The organism is Vibrio sp. R15-SG3-ISO1B (assembly GCF_059833835.1).
This window is the reverse complement of sequence record NZ_JCBDGG010000041.1, coordinates 16,515-39,793: the sequence shown is the minus strand read 5'-3', so window position 1 is coordinate 39,793 and position 23,279 is coordinate 16,515. Positions and strand designations below refer to the sequence as shown.

Here is a 23,279-nt window from a genome sequence, read left to right as displayed (position 1 = left end):
AGAATAACCATCACTCTCGGGGTGAAATGCGCCTATCGATGAGAATTCCGTGAGATTTGACCGAGTTATTACTTAACGCGCGCAAAATCCCTATACTCGGTTGATTATCATTTTTATACTTGGGGCAGGGTAGTATTGGGAGAAATAGGGCGATGAATCGCAGAAAGAAGAAACCACAACGTGTCGATTATGCTGAGGTATTGAAAACACAGTTGGCGCGCTTTCGTCATTCAAACCCGTTGGGCGCACTCAAGCTGAAAAAGCAAGGGCCTAGTCAGCCCGACTCAAGCACGCCTGAGACGAACCCATCGTCTCCCCTTGGGGCTAAATGGCGCACGTTACCCGAGCAAGGCAAGGCGCTTTGGCATCGTCTACCTAAGTGGCATCAACGTGGGTTGATGGTACTGGTTCCACTGCTTGTCATTTTGCTGATGTTGCCCACATCACAGTCGACACCGGAGACGGCTTCGGTGCAGGTTGCGTCACCTCAACGTGTCTCCATTGATATCAACACCACCTCACTGAGCCAGCAAAGCTCAACGCCAGTCTCACATCAAGAACAAGTAACAAACCCAAGACAAGTCACGAACCCGTGGCAAGAAGATACGGTGAAAAGTGGCGATACCCTAGCTGAGATGTTTCGACGCAATGGGCTCTCAATGGCGGACTTAAACGCACTCGTCAAAGTCGAGGGGCAAGATAAACCGCTTAGTCAAATTCGCCAAGGCCAGTTGGTGCGCTACAAAGTGACCGATGAAGGTCAGCTTGATATTCTTCAGCTTGAGAAAAATCAGCAATCGGTGATGTTCTTTAGGTTATCAGATGGTGGATTTGGCCGCAGTAAGTAATCACTTACCCTCTGCCCGCTACCCATTCCCCTTTGCCCCTCAAGCCCCACTCTCTCGCTTCATATCAATATGAGGAATGCCATCTTCGAGATACATCTCAGAGGTGGCAACAAATCCATATCGGCCATAGAAGGCACTTAAGTGCTCCTGCGCGCCGATTTCAATTGCGCTGTTTGGCCACAACCGTTGGCATTGATGAATCGCTTGCTCCAACAGTTGATGACCCAGCCCGTTGCCACGCGCTTTTTCATGTGTCGCCACTCGGCCAATACTGACGCTCGGATAACTGATCCCCGCAGGCAGTAAGCGCGCGCAGGCGATCAGTTGGCCTTGCTCATAACCCAGTAGGTGATACACCCCCGTGATTGGGTCTTTGTCATCGAGCTCGGGGTATGGGCAGGTTTGTTCGACCACAAACACATCCACTCTTAGTTTGAGTAATTGATACAGTTCGTGGTTGCTCAAAGCTTCAAAGGTACGCAGTTGCCAATCCATCGGACACCTATTGGTGGTAAATAAGGGACGCCATCATATCAACCTGAGATAAGTGGCTGCAATATTAACGATCTTTGTAAAATAGAGAGAAAAAAGCCGCAGTGACTGCGGCTTAATGAAAGAATCTCTGATTGAGCAAAGTGCTATTTTTGCAGATCGATTTGGTAGACCGCAAAGCCTACATCATCATTCTCAACGAAGGCCATTGGGTATTGACCTTTATCTGCGATGAACTTAGCTGCCTTTTCACCCGGTGAGGTTTCGAAACGGATATCGAGTTTTTTATCCGATTGGATAGGGGCGAAAGACCAGTTGTTGTCTGCGCTTGGTACAAACTCACCGTTTTCTTCACTGACGCGGGTAATGTACGCAGCCACAACCGAGCGGTTTTCATCTGGCGAGTCAAACGCAACAAACTCGGCACCCGTGCCTGGGAACTTGTTGCTGTACGCACGGTAGTTGTTGGTCGCAATGATAAATGGCTGTTTCAGATCAATCGCTTTCCCTTGATAAGTCAAACCGACGATACGCTCAGCATCTTCATTGATGACGTTACAGTTGCCGTCGTATTTCGCTGGCTGGGTCACATCAATCTGGTAGTTAACCCCATCAATGACGTCAAAGTTGTAAGTACGGAAGCCATCCCAATCAATCAGGCTTTGTACGGCGCTGCTGTTGGTATCGATCTGGTTAAATTGACCGGCGCTGCACTCTAGCCACTCTTTCACTTCGTGACCGCTGACTTTCATCGCCACCAAAGTATTTGGGTAGAGGTAGAGATCCGCAGCGTTACGGAAGGTCAACTGACCTGACTCCACTTCGGTGTAGTTATTCGGATCGTTTTTACGACCGCCCGCTTTAAATGGCGCTGCCGCTGAGAGCACAGGGATGTCTGATAAATCAGGATCGCCTTGGATAAAGCGCTCAACGTAATCTTTTTGTGCAAGGTTGACGATTTGTACGGTGGGATCGTCTTGCACCAAGGCGAGGAAGCTGTACATCACGTCGCTGGCTTTACCAATCGGCTGATTGACAAAGTCGCGCGTCGCTTTGTGGTCTGCTTCAAGCGCTTTGACGATACCGGCATCCGCGTCGGCGATAGGCTGTTTAGTCGCTGAATCAAAGATTGGGCGTGCTTCCGACTGGCCTTTTACCACCACCCACTGCTCACCTTCTTGCTTAAGCTCTAGGTCAATCACACCAACGTGGCTGCCCCAACGTCCTGGCATGACGGCGGCAACGCCGTTGATGGTACCCATTTCATTATCCACACCTTGGATGTTTTCAAAGCCTTTTCCTGGGAAGACGGCGTGCGAGTGACCAAACGCAATCGCATCAATGCCTTCGACTTCAGAGAGATAGTAAGTGGAGTTTTCTTCGCCCATTTTGTGCGGATCAGAGGATACGCCTGAGTGCGGGATGGCGACAATCACATCTGCGCCTTCAGCCTTCATTTGTGGCACTAGGGTCATCGCTGATTCTTTGATGTCTTTGGCAAACACTTTGCCTTCGAGGTTTTTCTTATCCCATACCATGATTTGTGGCGGCACAAAGCCGATGTAGCCGACTTTGATTTCGTGTTCGACACCATCGACATCTTTAAACATGTGCGACTTTATCAGATAAGGTTTGAAGTAGTGCTCACCGGTTTTTTGGTCAAAAACGTTTGCGCTGACATAAGGGAACTCGGCACCTTCCAGCGATTTTGCCAGAAACTCTAAGCCGTAGTTGAACTCGTGGTTACCGATGTTACCCACATCGTAGCCAAGCTGATTCATTGCCTTGTAAACAGGGTGAACTTCGCCCTTCTCAATGCCTTTGGCCGCCATGTAGTCACCCATTGGGCTGCCTTGAATCAAATCACCGTTATCAACCAAGACGCTGTTTTCGACTTCACTGCGCGCGGCTTTGACTAAGGTTGCGGCGCGAGTCAAACCAATCTTTTGTGACGGTTTGTCTTTGTAGTAGTCGTAATCCATCACGTTGGTGTGGATGTCGGTGGTCTCGATAATGCGAAGTTTGATGGTTTCTGCCATCGCTGGGCTGGCCATAACCAGCATCCCGCTGAGGACGGCCAGAGAGAGAGGTTTCACTGCTACGTTCATTTTTTGCTCCGATGAGGGGGGGTCAACAGTACTGCATAATGTAACAAAGTTGTATGAAACAAGAATTTCATTCATCAGGAAAACGTGATCTTAACCGTTGGTATCAACGGGTTGTGGTGCTCAACTCTCACTTTTTGCCTCGATTCGGTGTCACAAGAGTCGTCTCTTATCAGCAATTGGTATAAAAAATGAAATTTTAGAATTTCAGGTAATATGTTCGCAGCGCCATAATGCCATCCATAGATTAGCAAAAGGATGACGTTATGGCGCACAAGGAAACTGTCTCTCCCTTTCCACTTCGCCAGCCCCAAGTCGAGCGCAACCTACCGCCGTTGCACGCAATGGGCCGCAGTGGTTTGAAAGCCGGTGAAGTGGCATTGGTTGGCGCAGGGCCAGGCGATGTGGAGTTGCTGACGCTTAAAGCGTTGCGCTTTTTACAGCAGGCCGATGTGGTGCTGTATGACTACTTGGTGTCAGACGAGATCATGGCACTGGTGCCAAGCGACACCATTTTGGTCTGCGTCGGCAAACGTGCGGGTCACCACAGCGTACCGCAAGAGAAAACCAATCAACTGTTGGTCGATTTTGCTCAGCAAGGGCACAAAGTCGTGCGCATTAAAGGTGGCGATCCGTTTATTTTTGGTCGCGGCGGAGAGGAGCTCGAAGTGTTGGCTGACGCGGGTATCGCCTTTCATGTGGTACCAGGGATCACCGCTGCTGCTGGCGCGACGGCCTACGCAGGCATTCCATTGACGCACCGAGATTACGCTCAGTCGGCGATGTTTATTACCGGTCATCTCAAAGCCGAACGTGATGAGATGGATTGGTCGACATTGGCGCGTGGCAATCAAACGCTAGTCATCTATATGGGGCTGATGAAGTCCGATTACATCCAAAGCCAGTTGATTACGCATGGCCGCGCCGCGCACACGCCAATTGCCATTATCGAGCGTGGTACGCAGCAAGCCCAACGCGTACTGAAAGGTCAATTGAGCGATTTGAGTGAATTGGCCAAAAGCGCCGAGTCCCCGTCATTGATTGTGATCGGTGAAGTGGTGGCGTTGTCCGAAAAGCTCGATTGGTTTGCCCGCGAGCAAACCGAGGCGCCCATAAGCCAACTTGGCCGCCAGAGCGCATAGCGCTTAATTTTTGCACATCACCCTGAATTTAATAGTCAGAAGCTCAACGCGAGCCGTAAAGGAAGCACCAACATGGACCAAGAACGTTTAACTCACCTCAAGCAACTGGAAGCGGAGAGTATTCATATCATCCGCGAAGTTGCCGCTGAGTTTGATAACCCTGTGATGATGTACTCCATCGGTAAAGACTCCTCAGTAATGCTGCATCTTGCGCGTAAAGCGTTTTACCCAGGCAAGATCCCATTTCCATTGCTGCACGTCGATACCGACTGGAAGTTTAGAGAAATGATCGAATTTCGCGATAGAACCGCGAAGAAGTATGGCTTTGAGCTTTTGGTCCATAAGAACCCAGAAGGTCTGGCGATGGGCATCAACCCATTCGATCATGGCTCTTCGAAACACACGGACATCATGAAAACCCAAGGGTTAAAGCAGGCGCTGAACAAATACGGCTTTGACGCTGCCTTTGGCGGTGCCCGCCGTGACGAAGAGAAGTCTCGAGCGAAAGAGCGCGTCTACTCATTTCGAGATAAAAACCACACCTGGGACCCGAAAAACCAGCGTCCAGAGCTATGGCGCACCTATAACGGTCAAATCAACAAAGGCGAAAGTATTCGTGTGTTCCCACTGTCGAACTGGACTGAGCTCGACATCTGGCAATACATCTACTTAGAGAACATCGAGATTGTGCCTTTGTACTTGGCGGATACGCGTCCTGTTGTTGAGCGTGATGGCATGTTGATCATGGTCGATGACGAGCGCATGAAGCTGCAACCGGGTGAAGTGGTGGAAGAGAAAAGCGTGCGTTTTCGTACCTTGGGTTGTTACCCACTGACTGGGGCGATTGAGTCCACCGCCAACACGTTGACCGGTATTATCGAAGAGATGTTAGTGGCGACGTCGAGTGAGCGCCAAGGTCGAGCGATCGACCACGATCAGTCAGGATCGATGGAGCTCAAAAAACGTCAAGGTTACTTCTAAGTAGGATCTAAGGAAAGAAAATGAACAGCGCAGTCGTAGCGGAGCTCGCAGAGCTTGGTATCGAGGGATACCTAAAACAGCACCAATACAAGTCACTACTTAGATTCTTAACGTGTGGCTCAGTTGATGACGGCAAGAGTACCTTGATCGGTCGCTTGCTGCATGACTCAAAACAAATTTATGAAGATCAGTTGGCGGCGGTCCACTCTGATTCTCAGCGTGTCGGCACCACCGGAGAGCGCCCAGACTTGGCGCTGTTGGTCGATGGTCTGCAAGCGGAACGTGAACAGGGCATCACCATTGATGTGGCCTACCGTTATTTCTCTACCCAAAAACGCAAATTCATCATTGCGGATACACCGGGGCATGAGCAATACACGCGTAACATGGCGACCGGTGCGTCAACCTGTGATCTGGCGGTGATCTTGATCGATGCGCGTAAGGGCGTCTTGGATCAAACGCGTCGTCACTCCTTCATCTCTAATTTGCTTGGTCTTAAGCACTTTGTGGTGGCGGTTAACAAGATGGACTTGGTCGATTACTCACAGCAGCGCTTTGAAGAGATTCGTGAGCAATACCTTGAGTTTTCCAAGAACCTGCAAGGTGAGACGGACATTCAGATCATCCCGCTGTCAGCGCTCGAAGGCGATAACGTGGTTGAGCCCAGTGCCAACATGAGCTGGTTCAAAGGCCCATCACTGCTTGAGCTTTTGGAGTCTGTCGATGTAGACAGCGAAAAAGAAGTGGGCGATTTCCGCTTCCCTGTGCAATACGTTAACCGCCCGAACCTCGATTTCCGTGGCTTTGCCGGCACGATTGCCTCTGGCAGTGTCAGCGTAGGTGACAAAATTAAAGCGTTGCCATCAGGCAAAACCTCAACGGTGGCGCGTATTGTGACCTTTGATGGCGATTTGGAGAAGGCGCAAGCCGGACTTGCGGTGACGTTGACGCTGGAAGATGAAATCGACATTAGCCGCGGCGATCTGCTCGTACTGGAGTCCTCTTCTGTGGAGTCGAGTAACCACCTGCTGGCCGATGTGGTATGGATGACCGAGCAGCCGCTTAAACCGGGACGTGATTACGACATCAAGATCGCGGGTAAGAAAACGGTAGGTCAGGTGCAAACGATTCGTCACCAGTACGATATCAACAACCTCTCGAGCCACAGTGCTGACGAGTTACCGTTAAACGGGATCGGTTTGTGCGAATGGACCTTGAACGAGTCGGTCGCACTGGACAAATACCTCGCTTGCCAAGACACCGGCGGTTTTATCGTGATTGATCGCTTAACCAATGTGACAGTCGGCGCGGGATTGATTCGCGAAAGCTTGTCGCAGGTTGCGCGTGGTGAAGGTCAGTTCTCTGAGTTTGAAGTTGAGCTCAATGCACTGATTCGTAAGCACTTCCCTCATTGGGGTGCGGCTGATCTCAGCCAACTGCTTGGCCAGAAGTAAGCCAAGGTAAGCGAGTAGGGAGAGGCGAAATGTGGCAGCAAGGAGTGGTGCTGGCGTTGTTGGTCGGGGTTGTGACCTGTTTAGTCAGCACACGAGTTAAACCGAGCTATCTGTTTGCCAGCGCAGCGTTTATTGCCTTCATTGCCGGCTTGATTGACGTCAGTGAGATCGCCTCTAACTTCACCAATGCCTCATTGGTGACGCTGGTGCTGCTCATCTTGGCATCGTGCGCGCTAGAAAAAACGCGTCTGATCAGCTGGGTGAGCCGCTCTTTGTCGACGGGCAAATTAGGCACCGTCGTGGCGAAGTTGGGTATCTCCACGGCGCTGCTCTCTTCGTTTACTAATAATACGGCGGTGGTGGTATCGCTGATTGGCGCCATTAAGCGCAACCAGCAACACGCCCCGTCGAAGTTATTGATCCCTCTCTCGTATACCGCCATCTTAGGCGGTACGTTAACCCTTATTGGTACCTCGACCAATTTGATCATCAGCAGCTTTGTTGAAAACGCTGGATTGCCAAGTTTGGGCTTTTTTACCCCGACTTTGATTGGTTTATCAGTCTTGGTTGGCGGGCTGCTTATCTTGATCCCTCTGAGTTATCTGTTGCCAAACTATGATGATCACAGCCAAGACGACTTACCGTACTTTTTAGAAGCGCGGGTTGAGCCTGGCTCGCCGCTGGTTGGGCGCAGTATCAGTGAGAACAATTTGCGTGCGCTGCGTAAACTCTTTTTGGCCGAAGTGATCCGTGATGGGCAAACCATGCCATCGGTGGACCCTGATTTTGTCTTGCAGGCCAGAGACCGCTTGCTCTTTTGTGGCGATATAGAAAGCGTCGCGACCTTGCAAGAGATCCAAGGCTTAACGCTGTTTGGTCAGCACCACATCAACGGGCAAAACTACGTGGAAGTGGTGGTGAGCTCTTCGGCGAGCTTTTGCAACAAGACGTTAAAATCGAGTCACTTCCGCGATCGCTTTGATGCGGTGGTGGTGGCGATTCGTCGTGGCCATGAGCGTTTGGAAGGCGGCTTGGGTAACATAGTGCTGAATGCGGGTGATACCTTAGTATTGGTGCCTGGGAAACGTTTTGAGCAAGAAAGGCAAGCTCACCGCAAAGAGTTTGTGGTGATGAATGATCTCGATTCGAGTGCTCGCCTCGATGGCAACAAATCCGCCTTGGTGCTGCTGGGCTTTGCTCTGGTGATTGGGCTCGCCCTGATGGAGGTCCTGCCGCTCATTAAGGGGCTGTGCGTATTTTTGCTGGCGACTTTGATGACGGGCATTGTCCACATCAACGAACTGAGGCGCCGTTTTCCTATCGATATCGTTGTCATTGTCGGCTCGGCGCTGTCGATTGCCCAATTGATGCTTTCGACGGGCCTGTCGGAAAACTTAGGGCAGATGTTTATCGAGGCATTTAACGGTTGGGGCGTCTTTGGCGCACTGGTCGCGACCTACTTCTTAACCCTGATTTTGACAGAGCTGGTGACCAACAATGCCGCCGCGGCCTTGGCGTTCCCGATTGGCTACAGTATGGCGTTGGGCTATGGGGTAGACCCGATGCCGTTTATCATGGCCGTGCTGTTTGGCGCGAGTGCGAGCTTTATTTCGCCGTATGGCTATCAAACCAATCTATTGGTGTATAGCGTTGGCAACTACACATTACTGGATTATGTCAAAGTAGGAATTCCACTCTCTATCGTCTATTCGATACTGGTGCTTGGGCTTATCCCGATCTTTTTTCCCTTCTGATGCAGCTATTTCTCCGCTTTGCCTCGCTCGCAGAGTGGAATGATTGACAAGGACTGACTATGACCACACAAACCCGCGAAAAAGACGAAAACATCGTTTGGCACTCACACGCCGTTGATAAAGCGCAGCGTGCCAAACTTAAAAATCAGCGCCCTGCGGTACTCTGGTTTACCGGGCTATCTGGAGCGGGAAAGTCGACCGTGGCTGGCGCGCTTGAAACCAAGTTGGCGCAGCTGGGTTACCACACCTATTTGCTTGATGGCGACAATGTTCGTCATGGCCTGTGCAGTGATTTAGGATTTTCAGAGCAAGACCGACGCGAGAATATTCGCCGCATCGGTGAGCTGGCGAAATTGATGGCCGATGCCGGTTTGATTGTCCTGTCTGCGTTTATCTCACCGCATCGAACCGAGCGTCAGCTGGTGCGTGAACTGCTGCCTGAGGGCGAGTTTTTGGAAGTGTTTGTCAACGCATCGCTCGATGTCTGTGAGCAGCGCGATCCAAAAGGGCTGTACAAAAAGGCAAGAGCAGGGGAGATCCCAAACTTCACCGGTATTGATTCTGAGTATCAAGCACCGCTTAACCCAGAAATCGATTTACCTGCGGGTGAAAAGAGCATCGATGAGCTGGTGGCAATGTGTCTTGAGACATTAAAAGAGCGGCAGATCATCGCTTAACCAAAAAAGCTTCCATGTCGGAAGCTTTTTTATCACCCGTGTTTTAGCATCAAGGCTTAACACGCATGTGTGCCATTCATGTGCGCCATTGTGATACGCCGTGAGGGATGCGCTGTGCTTATTCGAAACAGATTTCGATAAAGGCGTTGCCCCATTGTGAGGTGAACGGCATGATGATGATCGAGCCTTCGCATTTGTGGCGAATCGTATGGCCTTTCCCTGACACCACGACAGGTGTCGCCATATCAAAATCAAAGCCACTTTCTGCCAAGATGCGTTTTGCACCGCCAGTGACCATGTTGGTGATTTCGCCCACCATATCGGTGACTTCATCATTCAAACCATTCGGGCGTTCACCCAACATGTTTTGCATGATTTCCAGCGCCAAGTTTTCATCAAAGGTAATAGACATCGAGCCACGCGTTTGCTGGCCAACCATACCAATCAAACCAGAGATATCACCGCGAGCGATCTCATCCTTTTTCACACGAGGTTTTTGCGGTTTTAGCTCCAGTGATGCCATGGTCTTCAACACATTCATCAGTGAAGCTAAAAACGGGTTTACAAATTCAGCGCGCATAATCTTCTTCTATTCATTAATGGACTTTGAAACTTAATGTACTGTGAAACTTATTTTACTGTGCGACTTATTGCACCTTGTCAGCGCTGCACGACTGACAAGTCCCATGTGATTCAATCACGTGGTTTGTGAGTCTGAAACCGTGCCTTTCCGCGTTGTCTGCCAGTAAGGCTATCAAACTATCATCTTGTAATTCAATGACATTTCCACACTTGTCACAGATCAGTAGATGAGAAAAGTGCTTGTGTGCGTTACAAGAGCAGCACTGTATGAAACTGTTGGTCGACTCGACTCGGTGAATGAAACCTTGCTCTAACAGAAAATCGAGTGCTCGATAAACGGTTGGCGGCTTAGCCTGCGGTTCACTGAGTTTCAGCTCCTCTAAAAGTTCATACGCGCTGGACGCTTTCGGGCTGGCACAAATCAACTCAAAGACTCGTTTTCTTTGAGGGGTCAGCCGTACGCCTCTCGCGACACAGATTTCTTCAATTTGTGTGACTAGCTGTGGGTCCAAATTTCTCACCATAACCATTGGACATGTTTAATAATATACCATTTCCGCAACTTTAGCGTCGCGCGTAAGGCATTTTCTGATAAGTGTGTCAGTGCGTTATTTACCCTCACCGGACACAGAGCATCATTTTGACACTTGCGCATAAGTTACCTTATCTACAGGGAAAACGATACCAATAACGCGTGCCCTTTGTGTTTGTTGCTTGCATCTGTCAGAAATAGGGTTAATGTTTAATGGGTCAATCATCAAAAATTATAATAACGACAATGCACCATTAGGGGGAGCTATGCGGTCAGAAAGAGCCTATGGTCTTTCGAAGCTTGCCGAATTAGAACGAGGCCATCATGTGACACTGCCTGCGGCTTTTATACAGGCGTTGTCGGTGTCAACCTCACTGCAAGCGGTGCTCGATACCGTCTCCCAATGGATGTCGCAGATGTTTGCCTCCCAAAGAGCCAGCATTACGCTTAAGGAAGGCGGAGATACGCTCAAGGTCTACTCGATCAGTGGCAATAAAGCCATTCCACTCGATTCCCATCTCCCTATTGCGCAAACGCTCGTCGGCCGAGCCTTCTCAACACGTACACTGCTCATTTGTGACGATCTTGCCACCTCTGAGGAGTTAGATTGCGTCATGCTGCGGGATTCTGGGCTAAAGACCTGTATGGATGCCCCTCTCGTGTGTGGTGACCAATGTTTGGGTACTCTTAATATTGGCCACGATCAAAGTCACTACTTTACTGAAGAGCAAGCTATTACTTTGCAATGTATTGCCAATTGGGTCAGCTTCAATATCCAACTGCATCAGCAAGTGATGGCGCTAAACCAACTGGCCACGACGGATGAGCTCACTGGCGCTGCCAATCGCCGGGTATTTTCAGCCAAGATTCAACAAACCTTGTCGGATTTTCATGAACAACACCAAGGCTTTGTACTTGGCTTGATGGATATTGACCATTTTAAACCGCTCAATGATCGCTATGGCCATTTAGCGGGGGATCAGGTCTTAAAGCAAGTGGTGACGCTCACCATGCAGCAAATGAAAGGGTTAGGGCATGTCTCGCGCATTGGCGGTGAAGAGTTTGCGCTTATTGTTCGTCAGTCAGAACTGGAATCTGCGATGTCGGTGTTTGAGTCGCTTCGAGCCACGCTCGCACAATACCCGTATGAGTATGATGGCACTCGGATGTCGATCACCGTCAGTATAGGGGCGGTGGCACCTAGCGCTTTCGATCTCACACCTGAAAGTTTACTTAAACGCGCTGACCAAGCCTTGTACGAGGCAAAAGCGGCAGGGCGAAATTGTGTTCGAGCCAGCACAGAGCTGCGCCAAGACAGGGCGGGCTGACGAAAAAGCGAGTTGAAAATAAAAATGTGAGAAATCACTATCTATTATTTTTACAAGGTGTATAGTGTCGTCAGCTCAAAAAGCGGGCTATTAATGTAATATCTAGTTCAAGATCTTCACAGTTTCATTTCGATTCAGTCGTCATACTTATCCTGCGATACCTTTTTCTACATGCTTTCCTTAGTAGCTTCTATTTTCTTCATTAATGTATCAATGTATCGAGGTATTTATGTCTAATAAGACAACTGGTTCAGTAAAATGGTTTAACGAAACTAAAGGTTTTGGCTTCATCACTCCAGACAACGGTGGCGCGGATCTTTTCGTTCACTTCCGTTCTATTGTTAGCGATGGTTTTAAAACTCTCGCAGAAGGCCAAAAAGTGGCGTTCAACGTTGAGCAAGGTGGCAAAGGCCCACAAGCTGCGGACGTAACTGTACTGTAATTGTACTTAAGAGATCTCGCTGTCTCATTCAGATGGCGAGGTCTTTTTGTTTTCATTGCTTATCAAGGAGTTCAATGACTAGAAAATCTAACCGAAAAACATATTGGTATTATGTTCTTCGCGAACAAAAATTACCTAAAGGGCAAAGTGCCATTGTTCAAAATACACTATCACCTTTACTCTAGGTCGACATCTTGGTCTGCCTCCCTTCACCAGCTCAATAGCGACGTTCTCAAGCGGCACGTGCTGCCTCAGTTAAACACCGACGATTTAGATTTACATTTTTCATTTTGTGAAGTGAGTGAGTCTGGTCAATTTCAAAATTCTGACGGTGTGGTTTTAGGCTCTTTCCATATCGAATCGGATAAGGATTAAGCATTGAAGAAGAACGCAAAACCTCGTAAGCCTGCAGAAGAGGCTTCAACGAAACAAGAAGACCAGCCCCAAAACATCCATCAAATTCGCAAGAGAATTGAAGACATTCTTTTAGAACGTGATCAGAAAGAACGAATTGAACTCTAAATTGGAGAGAAAACAATGAGAAAACCAGCAAGACCTGCAAGAAAATCAGGCAAGAAAATGCGTAAGAGTGACTTTGAAGATAAGTTTTCTCTCATGGTGGGTGAATACAACAAACAGAAAGAGCTCTTGGACGCCATGAGTGAAGGCGACGCAGAACACGCCAAACAGAAAAAGAAATGTGACGCACTGTTCGCCAGCGCCGAGCGCTTTCTTAACGCCAATCAATAATCGGCGCGTCAACGTCAAATTGCTTCCAACCTCTTCATCGTAGCGCTCTGCTCAAGACGTGAGAGGTTGAGCTACTGTATCCTTCACGGGACGAATCGCCATCAGCGCGTTCACTCCTTCACCTCGCTACGATTACTTCTTCTCTACTTTTACCTTGTTCATCCGAGTTAATGTCATTTGCACCAAGTAAGTGCTTTGTTTTTTAAGTGCTTGGTTTTAGTGCAAGTTGTTGTGCTTTTTTGGTGAGGTCTTGTTTTTTGTTATTTAAAATCAAATGGTTATTTCTTTGTTGAGGCGGGTGTGAAACTTGCATCACTCGAAGCCGTTTTGATTGTATACGATAAGATAATAATAAGGGACAAGGATGAACCTAACTCAGAGTGAACAACGTTGGCTACCGTGGCTTGGTAGTACAGGTAAGCTTGCCATGAAAAAGGCGTGCTATTTAAATCGCCATAGAAAAAATGAGCTCGAACAAACGTTTGAGAATATCGCACACACACGAGTGAACTTGCTTCAGGATTGGGCGAACAATCAATGGGCCTTTTTGACCAATGCCGCGCTCTACCTTTCAAGTAAACCTATCAATGAGCGTAATACGACATTAGAGGAACTGACTCAGAGGGGAAAAGACTTCTCAGAATTGTTTATTGTCGATAGTCAGGGCATGACCACTCACTCCAGTCATAAGAATCATATCGGCAGTCATATCGTCGATGATGTGGCGCTAGCATCGGGTCTAAAGGCGCCATACTTGCTAGGCCCTTATGTGGATGAGCGCACACTGGCTGTTGGCCCTTCAAGTTCCACATTTCATGATGCGGTGACATTGATGTTCTATCAACCGTTGGGTAAGCCCGGTGAGGAGCAAGCATGCCTTTGCGGTCGAATTCCCAACGATGTGATTGGTGACATTATTCAACGCGAAGCAGGGCACATCTACAGTGAATCTGGTGACAACTACCTGTTTATGGTTGAAGCCAAGCATGATCCAAGTATTCTGCCGGGAACGGCATTATCGCGCTCACGTTTTGAAGACAATACCTTTTCTCATGGAGAGAATTTAAAACAAGGGATCACCACTGAGTTCGGTGTGGTGAAAGTTCGCCATCACACTGAGTTTGAAATTCTGTTCACAGACCCGGCAACGAAAGAGTTACACCCTGGCGTCAGAGAAACCATTCGTCACGGGCAAAATCTCTATATTGAATACCCAGGCTACTCTGACTACCGTCACATTCCCGTTATTGGTAAAGGGGTTACGTTTCAGTTGCCCGGTTCACCGGACCGTTGGGGGATGATGTGTGAGTCGGACTTAGAAGAAGTCTATCGACACCGAAGTTTGTCTTTAACTCAAACTCGACATTTTGCGTTCGGGGTTTTGGCCTCTGTATTGCTTCCGTCTTTCGCTGCGCACTACTTTCAACTTTCGCAAGTGTTTGTCTGGCTGTTGACGGCACTGGTTTGTATGGCGGTGACGTTTTCTTTTCACGCTCTCTGTGCACGTCCACTGTCTCGACGTGTTGAGGAAATGACGAATGTGATTCGTACCCTTGCAGAGGGGGATGGCAATTTGACTCAGCGCCTTGAAACGGAGCATTTGAAGCCTGATGAAATTGGCGGGCTTGGCCGCTGGACCAATAGCTTTATCGATAACTTAGAGGGCGTGGTCACGGAGTTGGTCTTTGCAAGCAAAGAGGTAAATCAAGTGTCCGCCTCTTTGTTGCGTCGCAGCCAAGTGCTCACCACCGCTAGCCAAGACACCTGTGCTTCCATTGAAGATATGATAGTGCTTAGTAAAGGCCAGCAAACTGACATCGAGTGTGCGAACCTTTCTGCAACAGAAATGGATAAAGCGATGCAAAGCACAATTGAACATGCGGCGCTGGAGTATCAACGTGCGGTTGAGTCCGCCAACGGTATCAAAGAAATCGTTGAAGCGTCAGCTCAGAGTGTCAATGATGTGAACGCTGAAATGGAAAAGATCACCGACATTGTCGACATCATCTCTGAAATCACGGCACAGACGAATTTGCTGGCATTAAATGCGGCGATTGAAGCCGCGAGAGCCGGTGAGCACGGACGTGGGTTTGCCGTGGTTGCAGATGAAGTTCGTACGTTAGCAGACAAAACCTCTCAAGCAGCGAACAATATCGGCACCATGCTGCAAAAGCTTCGTTCACAATCAAAGACAGCCGTTAACTTTATGCAGCAAGGTATTGATAACGTCGAAAGCAACGCCATCATGGTCAATGGAACGGATGGCAATGAGGTTCTCCAGAACCGAGTTACCGAACTGTTTCGCATTATTAACGGTATTGCTGAAAACAGTGTTCAACACAGTAAAACGGTCGATCAAGCTCAAGTGACCTCCGAACAATTGATTATCTCTTCTCAACAGCTCGCGCGTCGAACAGCCTTAATGCAAAATGCACTGAAGCGTCTCGATCAACTGACAGGCCGTTTTGAAATCGCTCGAGCGTCATAGTGACCCAGTAGAGTGGGGAGAGTTAAATGCCCCACTGCTTGGCATGGTGTGAAAACACAGGTTCAATATCGCAAGATCAATGATTTAGATTTCTAAGGTCTGTGTGGTGTCTCGCCATGCTTGGGCACAGCGATAACTTGATGTAGAATCTGCGCTCTTTTTAATGAAACCACGATTCGAGCACTGACTGCTTTTGGCACAATAGCGCCCCAAAGCAGCTTTGAGGCAGCGAGTTGGGCGCTGATAGGGTGAGAAGATGCAAACAAAGGCGAGTTCAATGTTAGACACTAACGAAGAGAAAAAACCGACTCACAACGGGGTTTTTCCAAGCTCTCGATTCTCTATTGCACCCATGCTCGATTGGGTTGATTAATATTTACTATCAGTTAGTTAGGTTTATTAAGGGGGACTATAGGGAGCCCCGTTAGTATTTTAGTTATTCTCGGTAGCACAGAGTTTAGCTGAAATGCGGGATGTTTTGATAAGAGAGATTGAATTTTAATCCCTGAGAAAGACAAAACCCCCGCTAAAAGCGAGGGTTGTACAGCAGCGCCACGTAAGCTTGTCATCGCTTGGTTGTGGGCTGGCTACATCCGAGATGCAGTCTTAGTGCTCCGTTTTGAGTAAGACTCAAAGAAGCTGTGACAAGGTGATAGTATGGCTGATATGTGCCAAATGCAAATAATATTTGTGTCTAAAAGGCGCAGAAAAGGTTATTAAGCGTAATTAAAGGTAACTGTAAGCACTATAGATGCTGACATAGGCCATTTAGGTTCATACCTGTCAGCACGCATGAGTAAACATTTTTCATCACTTCTCTGCTCAATCTATTCTGAAAATATATGCGCTTTCCATTTTCTGAACCTGTCGCAACATAACTGAGTCTGTCAAAGCTCAACGTATAAATCATGTCTCCCTTTACCCAAGTTTTATCCTTAAAAAATTTGTGTCTAGGCAACTGATTGTTTTCCAAAGTCATATGGTAACCCTGTGCTTTTTCAGGTGGTGTACTACTCAAAGCGACAACCGTTGCTAGCTTATGACCGTTTGGTCTTGTAGCGATCACTAATACTGGTCTTGTTTTTACCATCTCAGGCTCCCTAAAGCCGTGAAAGTCGCACATTAGAATTTGTCCGACTTTCGGGGAGTATTTTATAGCCAACTTTAAACTCTCCTAAATTCTCTGACCTGACCAAACTACCTCGCCAATGATTTCAAAGTCTGCGCTTTGAACGTCTTCTTTGCTTAGTTCCCAAGGCTCGTATGATGGATTGTCACTCACTACCTTGATTCCATTTGGTAGGAACTGAAGTCGCTTAACCATCAAGCGGCCATCATAGCGAAAGACATAGATCCCATCTGTCGAGAATCCATCTACCCTATTTACCATCACAATACTTTGATTCTTCAAAGTAGGTGTCATGCTATCGCCACGAACGGGCATCAAGAATATGTTGTTTGGGTTGTATCCAAGTTCTTGGCGAATGAACCTCTCGCTGAAAACCATAGCTTGTGACTCTTCTTCTTTTTCAACTAGAGCGCCATGCCCAGCACTTACTTCAATATCGAAGAATTTGAGCTCTAAATAGCCGCGAGGTAGTACAGCACCATTCTCTGAGATCTCTTTAGCCTTCAAGAAAATGTCATCGGGAACTTTCTCTCTTTTTTTCCAAGTTTGAATAGTAGAGGGGGAGATTCCGAGAACCTTAGCTAACTCAGTGTTTTTGCTAGTTTTTGTTAGCTTCTTTAATTCTTCAATTCTATCGTTCACATCAGTCATGATGGGTCACCTGTGGTTCAAAGTGGGTCAGTGGTGTTGCAAATGAATTAAAGTGGTTCTATAGTGGGTCGGAATGAATTGAACCACACTTGAACCTCTTTTAGTTGTTCAGAATCGCATAGGTGACCCATGAATACAACATTTGCACTTTTAGCTCGTTTCGAAAGCCCCACAGTTGAACTTAAGCAAGTTTGCCAAGAGTTCTTTGGTATCACTCCCAAAACAGCAGAGCAACGTGCTAAGGCATGTGACTTTCCTGTTCCTACCTTCAAGCTCCGAGATTCAGAACGTAGCCCTTCACTAATCAAAGTTGAGGATTTAGCGGCGTACATTGATGCGCGACACAAGGAAGCCAAAAGCGATTGGCTCAGCGTTAACGCTTAAGGAGGAATCATGGCGGTTCCTCCACCTCTAGAACTAAAGCTCATGATCAAGCGCAGTAAATACCGAAGCGCTAAATCCGAGCGCCAAAAGACTTTGATCAGTCAGCAAGCCAATTGCTTAAAACGAAAGGCCATGCAGCATGCTCAACCAAGCCGAACTTAATCAAGCTTTAAAGACGATGAACGATAAGAGTGAAGCGGGGGAGATCCCTCGCTACTCTGCGTTTACCAAGCGCTTTTTTCCTCGTCTACCTCAGATAGTGCGCAACGATGTAAAGCGTAAAATTGTGCATCGAAAGAAGCGCAGTAATGCCACACGAGAAAACCTGATTAAATCTGCGGAAGAAGCAGTTAAGTTTGGTCTAAAACGCGCCCACTTCATCGAAGATAAGTATCCGTTTGTAGATTGCCGTGCCCGAGCGAAAAACAAGGCGTTGAGTCACGACATTCTAATGCGCGATGAAGCCGTCGAAGCATTAGCCAAGGAGTACTCGGATAAGTGCGCGGAGTTTGTTATGGAGGAGGGCTTATCAGAGCGATTTGGGTCGTTTTTGGAAGCCCTTGAGCACGTCTTTACTCAACAAGTTCAAGTAATCAAGCAAATCTACATTAACCCGCCATGTGTCAATCTGGACAAACGTGCAGATAAGCCAGAAGAGTTAGAGCAAGACTTACAAGTAGCCATCTTAAAGATGCAGTCAGAGTCATGGATTGAGGCGCGTTTACTCCATTTACGAGCTCAATACATTGAGTATGCACAAATCGCACTTGAGCGTGTTGGGGAAGGAAAGCACCAGTCACCCGTTGTGAGTGCGTTGTCGTTTTCCAACTGGAAGCAAAAGCAGCGAGACGCTAAGCAGTTTACTGACTCGATGGCAGTGATGAATAACGAGACTGGTGAAGCTTTTGATCTGGCTGAGGTGGTCAAGCGCACTACTGCCAACCCTGAAAATCGCCGTATTGAAATGATGGTGCGTTCAAGGGGCTTTGAAGAGCTTGCTCAGGACTTGGGATATACAGCACTTTTCATTACTTGGACTCTACCAAGTAAGTACCACCGAATCTCTAAAAAGTGGAATGGAGCGAGTGTCAAAGAAGGTCACCAAGTGCTCATGAATCAATGGGCTTTAGGTCGAGCGTTACTCGCAAAGGAAGACATTCATTATTTTGGATTTCGAGTGGCCGAGCCGCACAAAGATGCGACCAGTCATGCGCACTATTTTCTGTTTTGTGCGCATGAAGACAAAAGCACCATTGTCGAAATTCTTAAAGGGTGCGCGATTGCCGAAGACCGCAATGAGCTAGGCAAAGATGTGTCACCTCGTTTCGATGTCAAAGAAGCCGATCCAACTAAAGGCGGCGCTACTGCCTACATCGCTAAATACGTATCTAAGAATATCAATGGCAATCACATGCCTGAAAGTGAAGCAGAAGAGTATGCCTATCGAGCGCGAGCATGGGCGTCGACGCATCGCATTCGTCAGTTTCAACAGTTTGGTGGTCAGCCTGTATCGCTTTGGCGCAATTTACGCAGAGCAAAACCGGATCAGACAACCATAGACCCAAAGCTAGAAGAACTTCGCCAAGCTGCGGATTCGTCCAAGTGGTCGCTTTTCTGTCAACTCGCTCATGGGGCAAAAGTCGAATATCAATCGAAGCAAAACCAATACGGTGAAACGACCAAGAAGGTGATCGGTTTTTCATGGCTTGGTCATCTTATCGAAACTGCTAGCGATCAGTTCTCTATCGTGAAAAAGAAAGACGTGAAGCGTCTTCAAGAGGCGCGGAGCGCCGCACCTTGGAGCACTGAAAATAACTGTAACTCCCCACTAGTTGAAGCCCTTCAACGTGTGACCGGATGGAGCATTGAGGGAGTGCAATGCCTAATTTATCCCCTTCTCGCGGGGCAGCGTGTCCCGATAGACAAAGATTTATCCCTTCGCCTACGACAAGGGCGACTCATTACAACGTAAGGAAAAGACCATGACAGAAACAAAACGTCTAAGTATCGAAGAGTGCCAACGTGATCTCGCCGCTTTGGATGCGGCAGACCGCCTTGAGGGTAATATCAGTGGCCAAGTGGAAGCACTGCGTAATTTAGGTGCCAACGGATTAATGAAGAAAGCTGCATCCATGATGATGACAGGCAAGCTATCTCTGTCCGCCCTTGGCTTACCAGATAACTTTTTTGAACAGCTGGAGCAATTAGTAAAGCTCAACAACGTGGCGCGCAAGAAGTACCGTGCTGTGGTGACGTCTGACTTGAACCAATTGAAAAGCATTGAAGAGGCTGAGGTGGTGGCATGAGCAAATTTCCAAATCCAGTGCGGGGCTACGTCCCCTGTCCGGTTTGTCATACCGAAGCAACGGTGCATCAGGTAGGTGAGGGGCGTTTAATGGCGGAAGGTGAACCCACTAAAAACGCTCGCAACCTTGGATTGAAGTATTACCGCTGTCCCAACTGCGGTAATAGCTCAATGAGTAAGACGGTGAACAACTACATTGAGGGAGCAATGACGGAAACGCCTCAACCGGATTTAACCACGCTACACAACGCTGAACATGATGAAGCGGTCAGTACAGCTAGTGCATTAGAAGTGACTAGCGAAAGCGTTGAGCTAACTGGCGAGTCAATGGTGGCTCAAACCAATAACGATAAGGTTGAAAGCACTGACTCAACCGTTGCTAGCATGCCGACGCATGATAAAAAAAACCTGATGCAGCGAGTATTGCTCCTATTGGGAGTGTTGCTTTTTGTTGTGTGGTTGGTTCGTACGATGGTGAAGAAAAAGCGACTTGATACGCCAAATCAGGAGGTGACTGATGTCGTTACCGCCTGAGCAGGAAGTAGAGAACATGGCTGATGATTGGGGTAATTTTGATGCGGTCATTCATCAACTGGAAAACGAAGAACAAGCACATTCGGAGCATAGCGGAGAACTGAGTACCGCTGTAGATGTCGACAACACAGCATCATTACAAGCATTTCTAGAAGTCATGTTCATGGTTGTTGAAAAGGGTACGGCAATGTTTTCAGGTGTGGACTTCAAGTTTGACGAGCAAAGCCGTGAAGAAGTGACTCAAGCGGCTGTACCGGTTCTTTGTAAGCATGGCACGGCTGTTTCAGGTTGGTTTGGGGATTACCTTGAAGAGGCGACGTTGGCGCTTGCGGTACTCGGTCTGATTTATACCACACGCATGAACTTGAAGACGTTGAAAGCCGAAAAACGGAGGGCACAGGATGAAGAAGCCCACGCCTCTCAAACTGCCTAATCCGGTTAATTCTGATCCGTCACATGATGCTGAGCATGTCATCTATGTGGCGGGTACCGGTGGGGGAAAAACCTCAGCAGTGCGATTTCTTGGGTTGGTGCCTAAGGGGTCGCAAGCCGTTTTCTTTGACCCATACCGAAACTATGCAGGGCGCAAATTTCAAGGGCAAATGTGCCACTCAACGGGATCGCGTGCTGTGTTCGTCAAGTCATTATTGATGGCGCGAAAGAGTGGTAAATCGTTCAAATTGGCTTACATCCCTTCCGATGGTGCAACCGCCGAAGAACTCGAGTTTTTTAGCGCGGTGGTATGGGCCATGGGTAACGGTAAAGCGTCAAAGCTCCACGTTGTGATTGAAGAGTTGGCCAGTTGTGTTGAAACGTCAGGCAAGCTCAAAGGTCGAGCTGGTGAATTGCTTCGTGGAGGCCGTCAATATGGGCTGGTGGTTCACACAGTGTTCCAACGAGGTCAGGAGGTACCCAAAACAGTGACGGAGCAATCCTCAACATGGTGGGTAGGTGCCGTTAACTCAATGTCTGATGCTAAATGGCTGGCAGATAAGAAAGGCTTAGACATGCACCAAATTGCTGCTTTGGTGTCTGCGAAAATGAACAAGCAAACTATAGGTAAGCCTGTTGCCGAATATATGTTAGTGCGTGATGGCATTGGCAACGTTGAGCACGCTGCTTTTCACTGTGCTAACGGCACTAAATTATCCCTCAATTACCGCTGATTTAACGCTCATTCAACCTATAGGTTAACCACTTAACCTATAGGTTACTCCTGATTCCATCCTTCAAATTCTACTTTTACTTTGAATAACGCAAGCCAGTAATGGCGAGGTTTATATGTTCAAAATTGCGTTTAACGTTTTTGTAAGTAAAGGGTTTGAAAACATGTTTGGTATTTCAAAAGCACAATGGAAAGTGGTGATGGTGACCGTGGTGGTCATGCTAGCCGTTATGTATGCGCTCACTAATGTGGATGCGCTTGAAGATGTCGCTGAAAAGGTTGGTTTGGACTAAGCGCCAAGCTCGATTGAAACACTATTTAGAAGGATGACATCTATGGCTCTAAACACTAGCCAACAAGCTGCTCTGATTGCAGCGGTTAAAGGCGCATTTAATGTGCGTCCTATGGACTTGGATCCGTTTCGTGCCGGTTCGCCTTATGGCAAACAGGCAATTCTAGACATCAACATCTTGAACGCGTTTGCGTCACTGGAAATTACCACTGATCTGCCTCTTGAGCGCCTAGGGCGTGTTTCATTAGAACGAAACAACAAAGAGATTATCGGTGTTGATGCGGCGTTCTTTCATAAGCGCGACATCAAAAAAGCGCTGCCAGTGCAGGCAAAGGGTGTCAATGGTGCGACGAAAACTCGCCTGATTATTCCTTTCGCCGATGAAACGCTGCGCACTCTAGCCGGTATTCGTCGCGGTGAGTACGTTCACCAAGCGGGTGAGCTACTGGTTCTAAAGATTCAAGTGAAGCAAAAGGAAGAGGGCGATCCGGATTTTCCTGAGTTCGTGGCCAAAGCCCGAGTGGTGGACTATCAAAGCGACCGTTTCTTTCAGCAACGCTACACGGAAACGTCGATTGATCACACCCAGACCGGTGAGCAGCGTCATGAGTTCCCATTGGTTGGTGCCAATATTCGTCTGCGCTCGATGCTACTTGAAACAGAGAATGATGACATTACGCGCCTATCTATTCGCCGTGATAACGAAACGATTTGGGAACAGGATGTGGAAGACATCAAGTTTGCTCAGTCTCGTTACGGTGAGACGCAAGCGCCCACAAAAGGGGTGTGGCTCGACTTTGTGAGCTGTGGTTTTGCAAATGAGCAGTCGTTTGTACCGGTGGCCAATACCAGCCTTAAGTTGGTGATCGAGAAGCGCACGGTTGGAACGGTCGATGTTTTCATGGATTACATCGAAATTGAAAAGCTACCGAATTAACTAGGGGGTGAGCATGGCAGTTCCAGAAAATGCCACTCAATCGAACTGGTGGGATGGCTTTACAGATGGCGCCAGTGAGTTGGCTTCGGATCTTTTTGGTGGAGCAGCGTCTTATTTTAATAGTCAGACCGCCCAAGCAGAAGCGCAAAAAGCCGCCAACGAAAATGCAACGCTGTCAGAGCAAGCGCGAATCGCGCAAAGCAATGCTGCGCTTCAAGCACAACAGGCTCAAAGCAAGCAACAAATGTTGATGTTTGGCGGGGTGGCTTTACTCATCATTCTTGTTTTGCTGCTTAAGAAGTAAGGG

Annotated in this window: 26 protein-coding genes; 20 read left to right on the top strand and 6 right to left on the bottom strand. The window is 48.1% G+C overall.

The annotated features are described in order from the left end of the window. Nucleotides 1–152: 152 nt before the first annotated feature. On the top strand, nt 153–848 hold the full coding sequence (locus AC6R0S_RS12050; protein ID WP_500627526.1) for a LysM-like peptidoglycan-binding domain-containing protein: 696 nt from the start codon (nt 153–155) through the stop codon (nt 846–848). Nucleotides 849–887: 39 nt separating this feature from the next. Here the strand turns inward: AC6R0S_RS12050 and AC6R0S_RS12045 are convergent, their stop codons facing one another. Together AC6R0S_RS12045 and AC6R0S_RS12040 are read right to left on the bottom strand one after the other, a co-directional pair. Beyond that, nucleotides 888–1,343: a GNAT family N-acetyltransferase gene (locus tag AC6R0S_RS12045; RefSeq protein WP_500638006.1), complete on the bottom strand. Its 456-nt coding sequence runs from the start codon at nt 1,341–1,343 to the stop codon at nt 888–890. Between the two features lie 143 nt (nt 1,344–1,486). After that, nucleotides 1,487–3,448 carry a bifunctional 2',3'-cyclic-nucleotide 2'-phosphodiesterase/3'-nucleotidase gene (locus AC6R0S_RS12040; RefSeq protein WP_500638005.1) on the bottom strand — a complete coding sequence of 654 codons (1,962 nt, stop codon included), beginning with the start codon at nt 3,446–3,448 and terminating at the stop codon, nt 1,487–1,489. 263 nt (nt 3,449–3,711) lie between these two features. Here AC6R0S_RS12040 and cobA point away from each other — a divergent pair, with 263 nt between their 5' ends. Genes cobA through cysC form a run of 5 tightly spaced genes read left to right on the top strand, consistent with a single transcriptional unit; the run spans nt 3,712 to nt 9,453 of the window. Continuing rightward, nucleotides 3,712–4,587, top strand: coding sequence for a uroporphyrinogen-III C-methyltransferase (gene cobA / locus AC6R0S_RS12035; protein WP_500638004.1), 876 nt, complete (start codon nt 3,712–3,714; stop codon nt 4,585–4,587). A 6-nt stretch (nt 4,588–4,593) separates the two neighbouring features. Beyond that, nucleotides 4,594–5,568 carry a sulfate adenylyltransferase subunit CysD gene (gene cysD / locus AC6R0S_RS12030; protein WP_334554971.1) on the top strand — a complete coding sequence of 325 codons (975 nt, stop codon included), beginning with the start codon at nt 4,594–4,596 and terminating at the stop codon, nt 5,566–5,568. A gap of 20 nt (nt 5,569–5,588) precedes the next feature. Further along, nucleotides 5,589–7,022: a sulfate adenylyltransferase subunit CysN gene (cysN, locus tag AC6R0S_RS12025; protein ID WP_500627529.1), complete on the top strand. Its 1,434-nt coding sequence runs from the start codon at nt 5,589–5,591 to the stop codon at nt 7,020–7,022. 29 nt (nt 7,023–7,051) lie between these two features. After that, nucleotides 7,052–8,776 (top strand): SLC13 family permease, encoded by a 1,725-nt coding sequence (locus AC6R0S_RS12020; protein WP_500627530.1) that lies wholly within the window; start codon nt 7,052–7,054, stop codon nt 8,774–8,776. 59 nt (nt 8,777–8,835) lie between these two features. Further along, nucleotides 8,836–9,453 carry an adenylyl-sulfate kinase gene (gene cysC, locus AC6R0S_RS12015; protein ID WP_487903287.1) on the top strand — a complete coding sequence of 206 codons (618 nt, stop codon included), beginning with the start codon at nt 8,836–8,838 and terminating at the stop codon, nt 9,451–9,453. 118 nt (nt 9,454–9,571) lie between these two features. Here cysC and AC6R0S_RS12010 read toward each other — a convergent pair whose 3' ends face one another. Both AC6R0S_RS12010 and zur read right to left on the bottom strand, forming a co-directional pair. Continuing rightward, a complete protein-coding gene (locus AC6R0S_RS12010; protein WP_500627531.1) occupies nt 9,572–10,033 on the bottom strand; it encodes a chemotaxis protein CheX in 462 nt (153 codons plus the stop codon). Between the two features lie 67 nt (nt 10,034–10,100). Continuing rightward, nucleotides 10,101–10,559 carry a zinc uptake transcriptional repressor Zur gene (gene zur, locus AC6R0S_RS12005; protein ID WP_487903286.1) on the bottom strand — a complete coding sequence of 153 codons (459 nt, stop codon included), beginning with the start codon at nt 10,557–10,559 and terminating at the stop codon, nt 10,101–10,103. A gap of 274 nt (nt 10,560–10,833) precedes the next feature. Here zur and AC6R0S_RS12000 point away from each other — a divergent pair, with 274 nt between their 5' ends. From AC6R0S_RS12000 to AC6R0S_RS11980, 5 genes are all read left to right on the top strand, one after another. Continuing rightward, nucleotides 10,834–11,895 (top strand): sensor domain-containing diguanylate cyclase, encoded by a 1,062-nt coding sequence (locus AC6R0S_RS12000; protein ID WP_500630332.1) that lies wholly within the window; start codon nt 10,834–10,836, stop codon nt 11,893–11,895. 229 nt (nt 11,896–12,124) lie between these two features. Continuing rightward, nucleotides 12,125–12,337, top strand: a complete 213-nt coding sequence (cspE, locus tag AC6R0S_RS11995) for a transcription antiterminator/RNA stability regulator CspE (protein WP_500627533.1) — start codon at nt 12,125–12,127, stop codon at nt 12,335–12,337. Between the two features lie 378 nt (nt 12,338–12,715). Further along, nucleotides 12,716–12,859 carry a hypothetical protein gene (locus AC6R0S_RS11990; protein WP_500627534.1) on the top strand — a complete coding sequence of 48 codons (144 nt, stop codon included), beginning with the start codon at nt 12,716–12,718 and terminating at the stop codon, nt 12,857–12,859. Between the two features lie 15 nt (nt 12,860–12,874). Further along, nucleotides 12,875–13,087, top strand: a complete 213-nt coding sequence (locus tag AC6R0S_RS11985) for a hypothetical protein (RefSeq protein WP_500627535.1) — start codon at nt 12,875–12,877, stop codon at nt 13,085–13,087. A gap of 364 nt (nt 13,088–13,451) precedes the next feature. After that, nucleotides 13,452–15,575: a methyl-accepting chemotaxis protein gene (locus AC6R0S_RS11980; RefSeq protein ID WP_500638003.1), complete on the top strand. Its 2,124-nt coding sequence runs from the start codon at nt 13,452–13,454 to the stop codon at nt 15,573–15,575. Nucleotides 15,576–16,320: 745 nt separating this feature from the next. Here AC6R0S_RS11980 and AC6R0S_RS11975 read toward each other — a convergent pair. Continuing rightward, nucleotides 16,321–16,737: a type II toxin-antitoxin system PemK/MazF family toxin gene (locus AC6R0S_RS11975; RefSeq protein ID WP_500638002.1), complete on the bottom strand. Its 417-nt coding sequence runs from the start codon at nt 16,735–16,737 to the stop codon at nt 16,321–16,323. Between the two features lie 12 nt (nt 16,738–16,749). Then, nucleotides 16,750–17,355, bottom strand: a complete 606-nt coding sequence (locus AC6R0S_RS11970) for a LexA family transcriptional regulator (RefSeq protein ID WP_500638001.1) — start codon at nt 17,353–17,355, stop codon at nt 16,750–16,752. Between the two features lie 129 nt (nt 17,356–17,484). Between AC6R0S_RS11970 and AC6R0S_RS11965 the strand changes: the two genes are divergently transcribed. From AC6R0S_RS11965 to AC6R0S_RS11925, 9 genes are all read left to right on the top strand, one after another. Further along, on the top strand, nt 17,485–17,739 hold the full coding sequence (locus AC6R0S_RS11965) for a pyocin activator PrtN family protein (protein WP_500638000.1): 255 nt from the start codon (nt 17,485–17,487) through the stop codon (nt 17,737–17,739). A 139-nt stretch (nt 17,740–17,878) separates the two neighbouring features. Beyond that, entirely contained in the window at nt 17,879–19,711 is a 1,833-nt protein-coding gene (locus AC6R0S_RS11960; protein WP_500637999.1) for a replication endonuclease, read from the top strand. A gap of 10 nt (nt 19,712–19,721) precedes the next feature. Continuing rightward, a complete protein-coding gene (locus AC6R0S_RS11955; protein ID WP_500637998.1) occupies nt 19,722–20,045 on the top strand; it encodes a hypothetical protein in 324 nt (107 codons plus the stop codon). Next, nucleotides 20,042–20,578: a hypothetical protein gene (locus tag AC6R0S_RS11950; protein WP_500637997.1), complete on the top strand. Its 537-nt coding sequence runs from the start codon at nt 20,042–20,044 to the stop codon at nt 20,576–20,578. The genes AC6R0S_RS11955 and AC6R0S_RS11950 overlap by 4 nt, the downstream gene beginning before the upstream one ends. Then, nucleotides 20,562–21,011 carry a hypothetical protein gene (locus AC6R0S_RS11945; RefSeq protein WP_500637996.1) on the top strand — a complete coding sequence of 150 codons (450 nt, stop codon included), beginning with the start codon at nt 20,562–20,564 and terminating at the stop codon, nt 21,009–21,011. The genes AC6R0S_RS11950 and AC6R0S_RS11945 overlap by 17 nt, the downstream gene beginning before the upstream one ends. Further along, a complete protein-coding gene (locus AC6R0S_RS11940; RefSeq protein ID WP_500637995.1) occupies nt 20,980–21,744 on the top strand; it encodes a hypothetical protein in 765 nt (254 codons plus the stop codon). The genes AC6R0S_RS11945 and AC6R0S_RS11940 overlap by 32 nt, the downstream gene beginning before the upstream one ends. Nucleotides 21,745–21,859: 115 nt before the next feature. Further along, nucleotides 21,860–22,036: a hypothetical protein gene (locus AC6R0S_RS11935; RefSeq protein ID WP_500637994.1), complete on the top strand. Its 177-nt coding sequence runs from the start codon at nt 21,860–21,862 to the stop codon at nt 22,034–22,036. A 42-nt stretch (nt 22,037–22,078) separates the two neighbouring features. Then, nucleotides 22,079–22,972 carry a major capsid protein P2 gene (locus AC6R0S_RS11930; RefSeq protein ID WP_500637993.1) on the top strand — a complete coding sequence of 298 codons (894 nt, stop codon included), beginning with the start codon at nt 22,079–22,081 and terminating at the stop codon, nt 22,970–22,972. 13 nt (nt 22,973–22,985) lie between these two features. Next, nucleotides 22,986–23,276 (top strand): hypothetical protein, encoded by a 291-nt coding sequence (locus AC6R0S_RS11925; protein WP_500637992.1) that lies wholly within the window; start codon nt 22,986–22,988, stop codon nt 23,274–23,276. Nucleotides 23,277–23,279 lie beyond the last annotated feature (3 nt).

Bases quoted from the DNA above. Each gene is read 5' to 3' on its own strand.
- AC6R0S_RS12050 (WP_500627526.1), top strand. From the start codon at position 153: ATGAATCGCAGAAAGAAGAAACCACAACGTGTCGATTATGCTGAGGTA.
- AC6R0S_RS12045 (WP_500638006.1), bottom strand. From the start codon at position 1,343: ATGGATTGGCAACTGCGTACCTTTGAAGCTTTGAGCAACCACGAACTG.
- AC6R0S_RS12040 (WP_500638005.1), bottom strand. From the start codon at position 3,448: ATGAACGTAGCAGTGAAACCTCTCTCTCTGGCCGTCCTCAGCGGGATG.
- cobA (WP_500638004.1), top strand. From the start codon at position 3,712: ATGGCGCACAAGGAAACTGTCTCTCCCTTTCCACTTCGCCAGCCCCAA.
- cysN (WP_500627529.1), top strand. From the start codon at position 5,589: ATGAACAGCGCAGTCGTAGCGGAGCTCGCAGAGCTTGGTATCGAGGGA.
- AC6R0S_RS12020 (WP_500627530.1), top strand. From the start codon at position 7,052: ATGTGGCAGCAAGGAGTGGTGCTGGCGTTGTTGGTCGGGGTTGTGACC.
- cysC (WP_487903287.1), top strand. From the start codon at position 8,836: ATGACCACACAAACCCGCGAAAAAGACGAAAACATCGTTTGGCACTCA.
- AC6R0S_RS12010 (WP_500627531.1), bottom strand. From the start codon at position 10,033: ATGCGCGCTGAATTTGTAAACCCGTTTTTAGCTTCACTGATGAATGTG.
- zur (WP_487903286.1), bottom strand. From the start codon at position 10,559: ATGGTGAGAAATTTGGACCCACAGCTAGTCACACAAATTGAAGAAATC.
- AC6R0S_RS12000 (WP_500630332.1), top strand. From the start codon at position 10,834: ATGCGGTCAGAAAGAGCCTATGGTCTTTCGAAGCTTGCCGAATTAGAA.
- cspE (WP_500627533.1), top strand. From the start codon at position 12,125: ATGTCTAATAAGACAACTGGTTCAGTAAAATGGTTTAACGAAACTAAA.
- AC6R0S_RS11985 (WP_500627535.1), top strand. From the start codon at position 12,875: ATGAGAAAACCAGCAAGACCTGCAAGAAAATCAGGCAAGAAAATGCGT.
- AC6R0S_RS11980 (WP_500638003.1), top strand. From the start codon at position 13,452: ATGAACCTAACTCAGAGTGAACAACGTTGGCTACCGTGGCTTGGTAGT.
- AC6R0S_RS11970 (WP_500638001.1), bottom strand. From the start codon at position 17,355: ATGACTGATGTGAACGATAGAATTGAAGAATTAAAGAAGCTAACAAAA.
- AC6R0S_RS11965 (WP_500638000.1), top strand. From the start codon at position 17,485: ATGAATACAACATTTGCACTTTTAGCTCGTTTCGAAAGCCCCACAGTT.
- AC6R0S_RS11960 (WP_500637999.1), top strand. From the start codon at position 17,879: ATGCTCAACCAAGCCGAACTTAATCAAGCTTTAAAGACGATGAACGAT.
- AC6R0S_RS11955 (WP_500637998.1), top strand. From the start codon at position 19,722: ATGACAGAAACAAAACGTCTAAGTATCGAAGAGTGCCAACGTGATCTC.
- AC6R0S_RS11950 (WP_500637997.1), top strand. From the start codon at position 20,042: ATGAGCAAATTTCCAAATCCAGTGCGGGGCTACGTCCCCTGTCCGGTT.
- AC6R0S_RS11945 (WP_500637996.1), top strand. From the start codon at position 20,562: ATGTCGTTACCGCCTGAGCAGGAAGTAGAGAACATGGCTGATGATTGG.
- AC6R0S_RS11940 (WP_500637995.1), top strand. From the start codon at position 20,980: ATGAAGAAGCCCACGCCTCTCAAACTGCCTAATCCGGTTAATTCTGAT.
- AC6R0S_RS11935 (WP_500637994.1), top strand. From the start codon at position 21,860: ATGTTCAAAATTGCGTTTAACGTTTTTGTAAGTAAAGGGTTTGAAAAC.
- AC6R0S_RS11930 (WP_500637993.1), top strand. From the start codon at position 22,079: ATGGCTCTAAACACTAGCCAACAAGCTGCTCTGATTGCAGCGGTTAAA.
- AC6R0S_RS11925 (WP_500637992.1), top strand. From the start codon at position 22,986: ATGGCAGTTCCAGAAAATGCCACTCAATCGAACTGGTGGGATGGCTTT.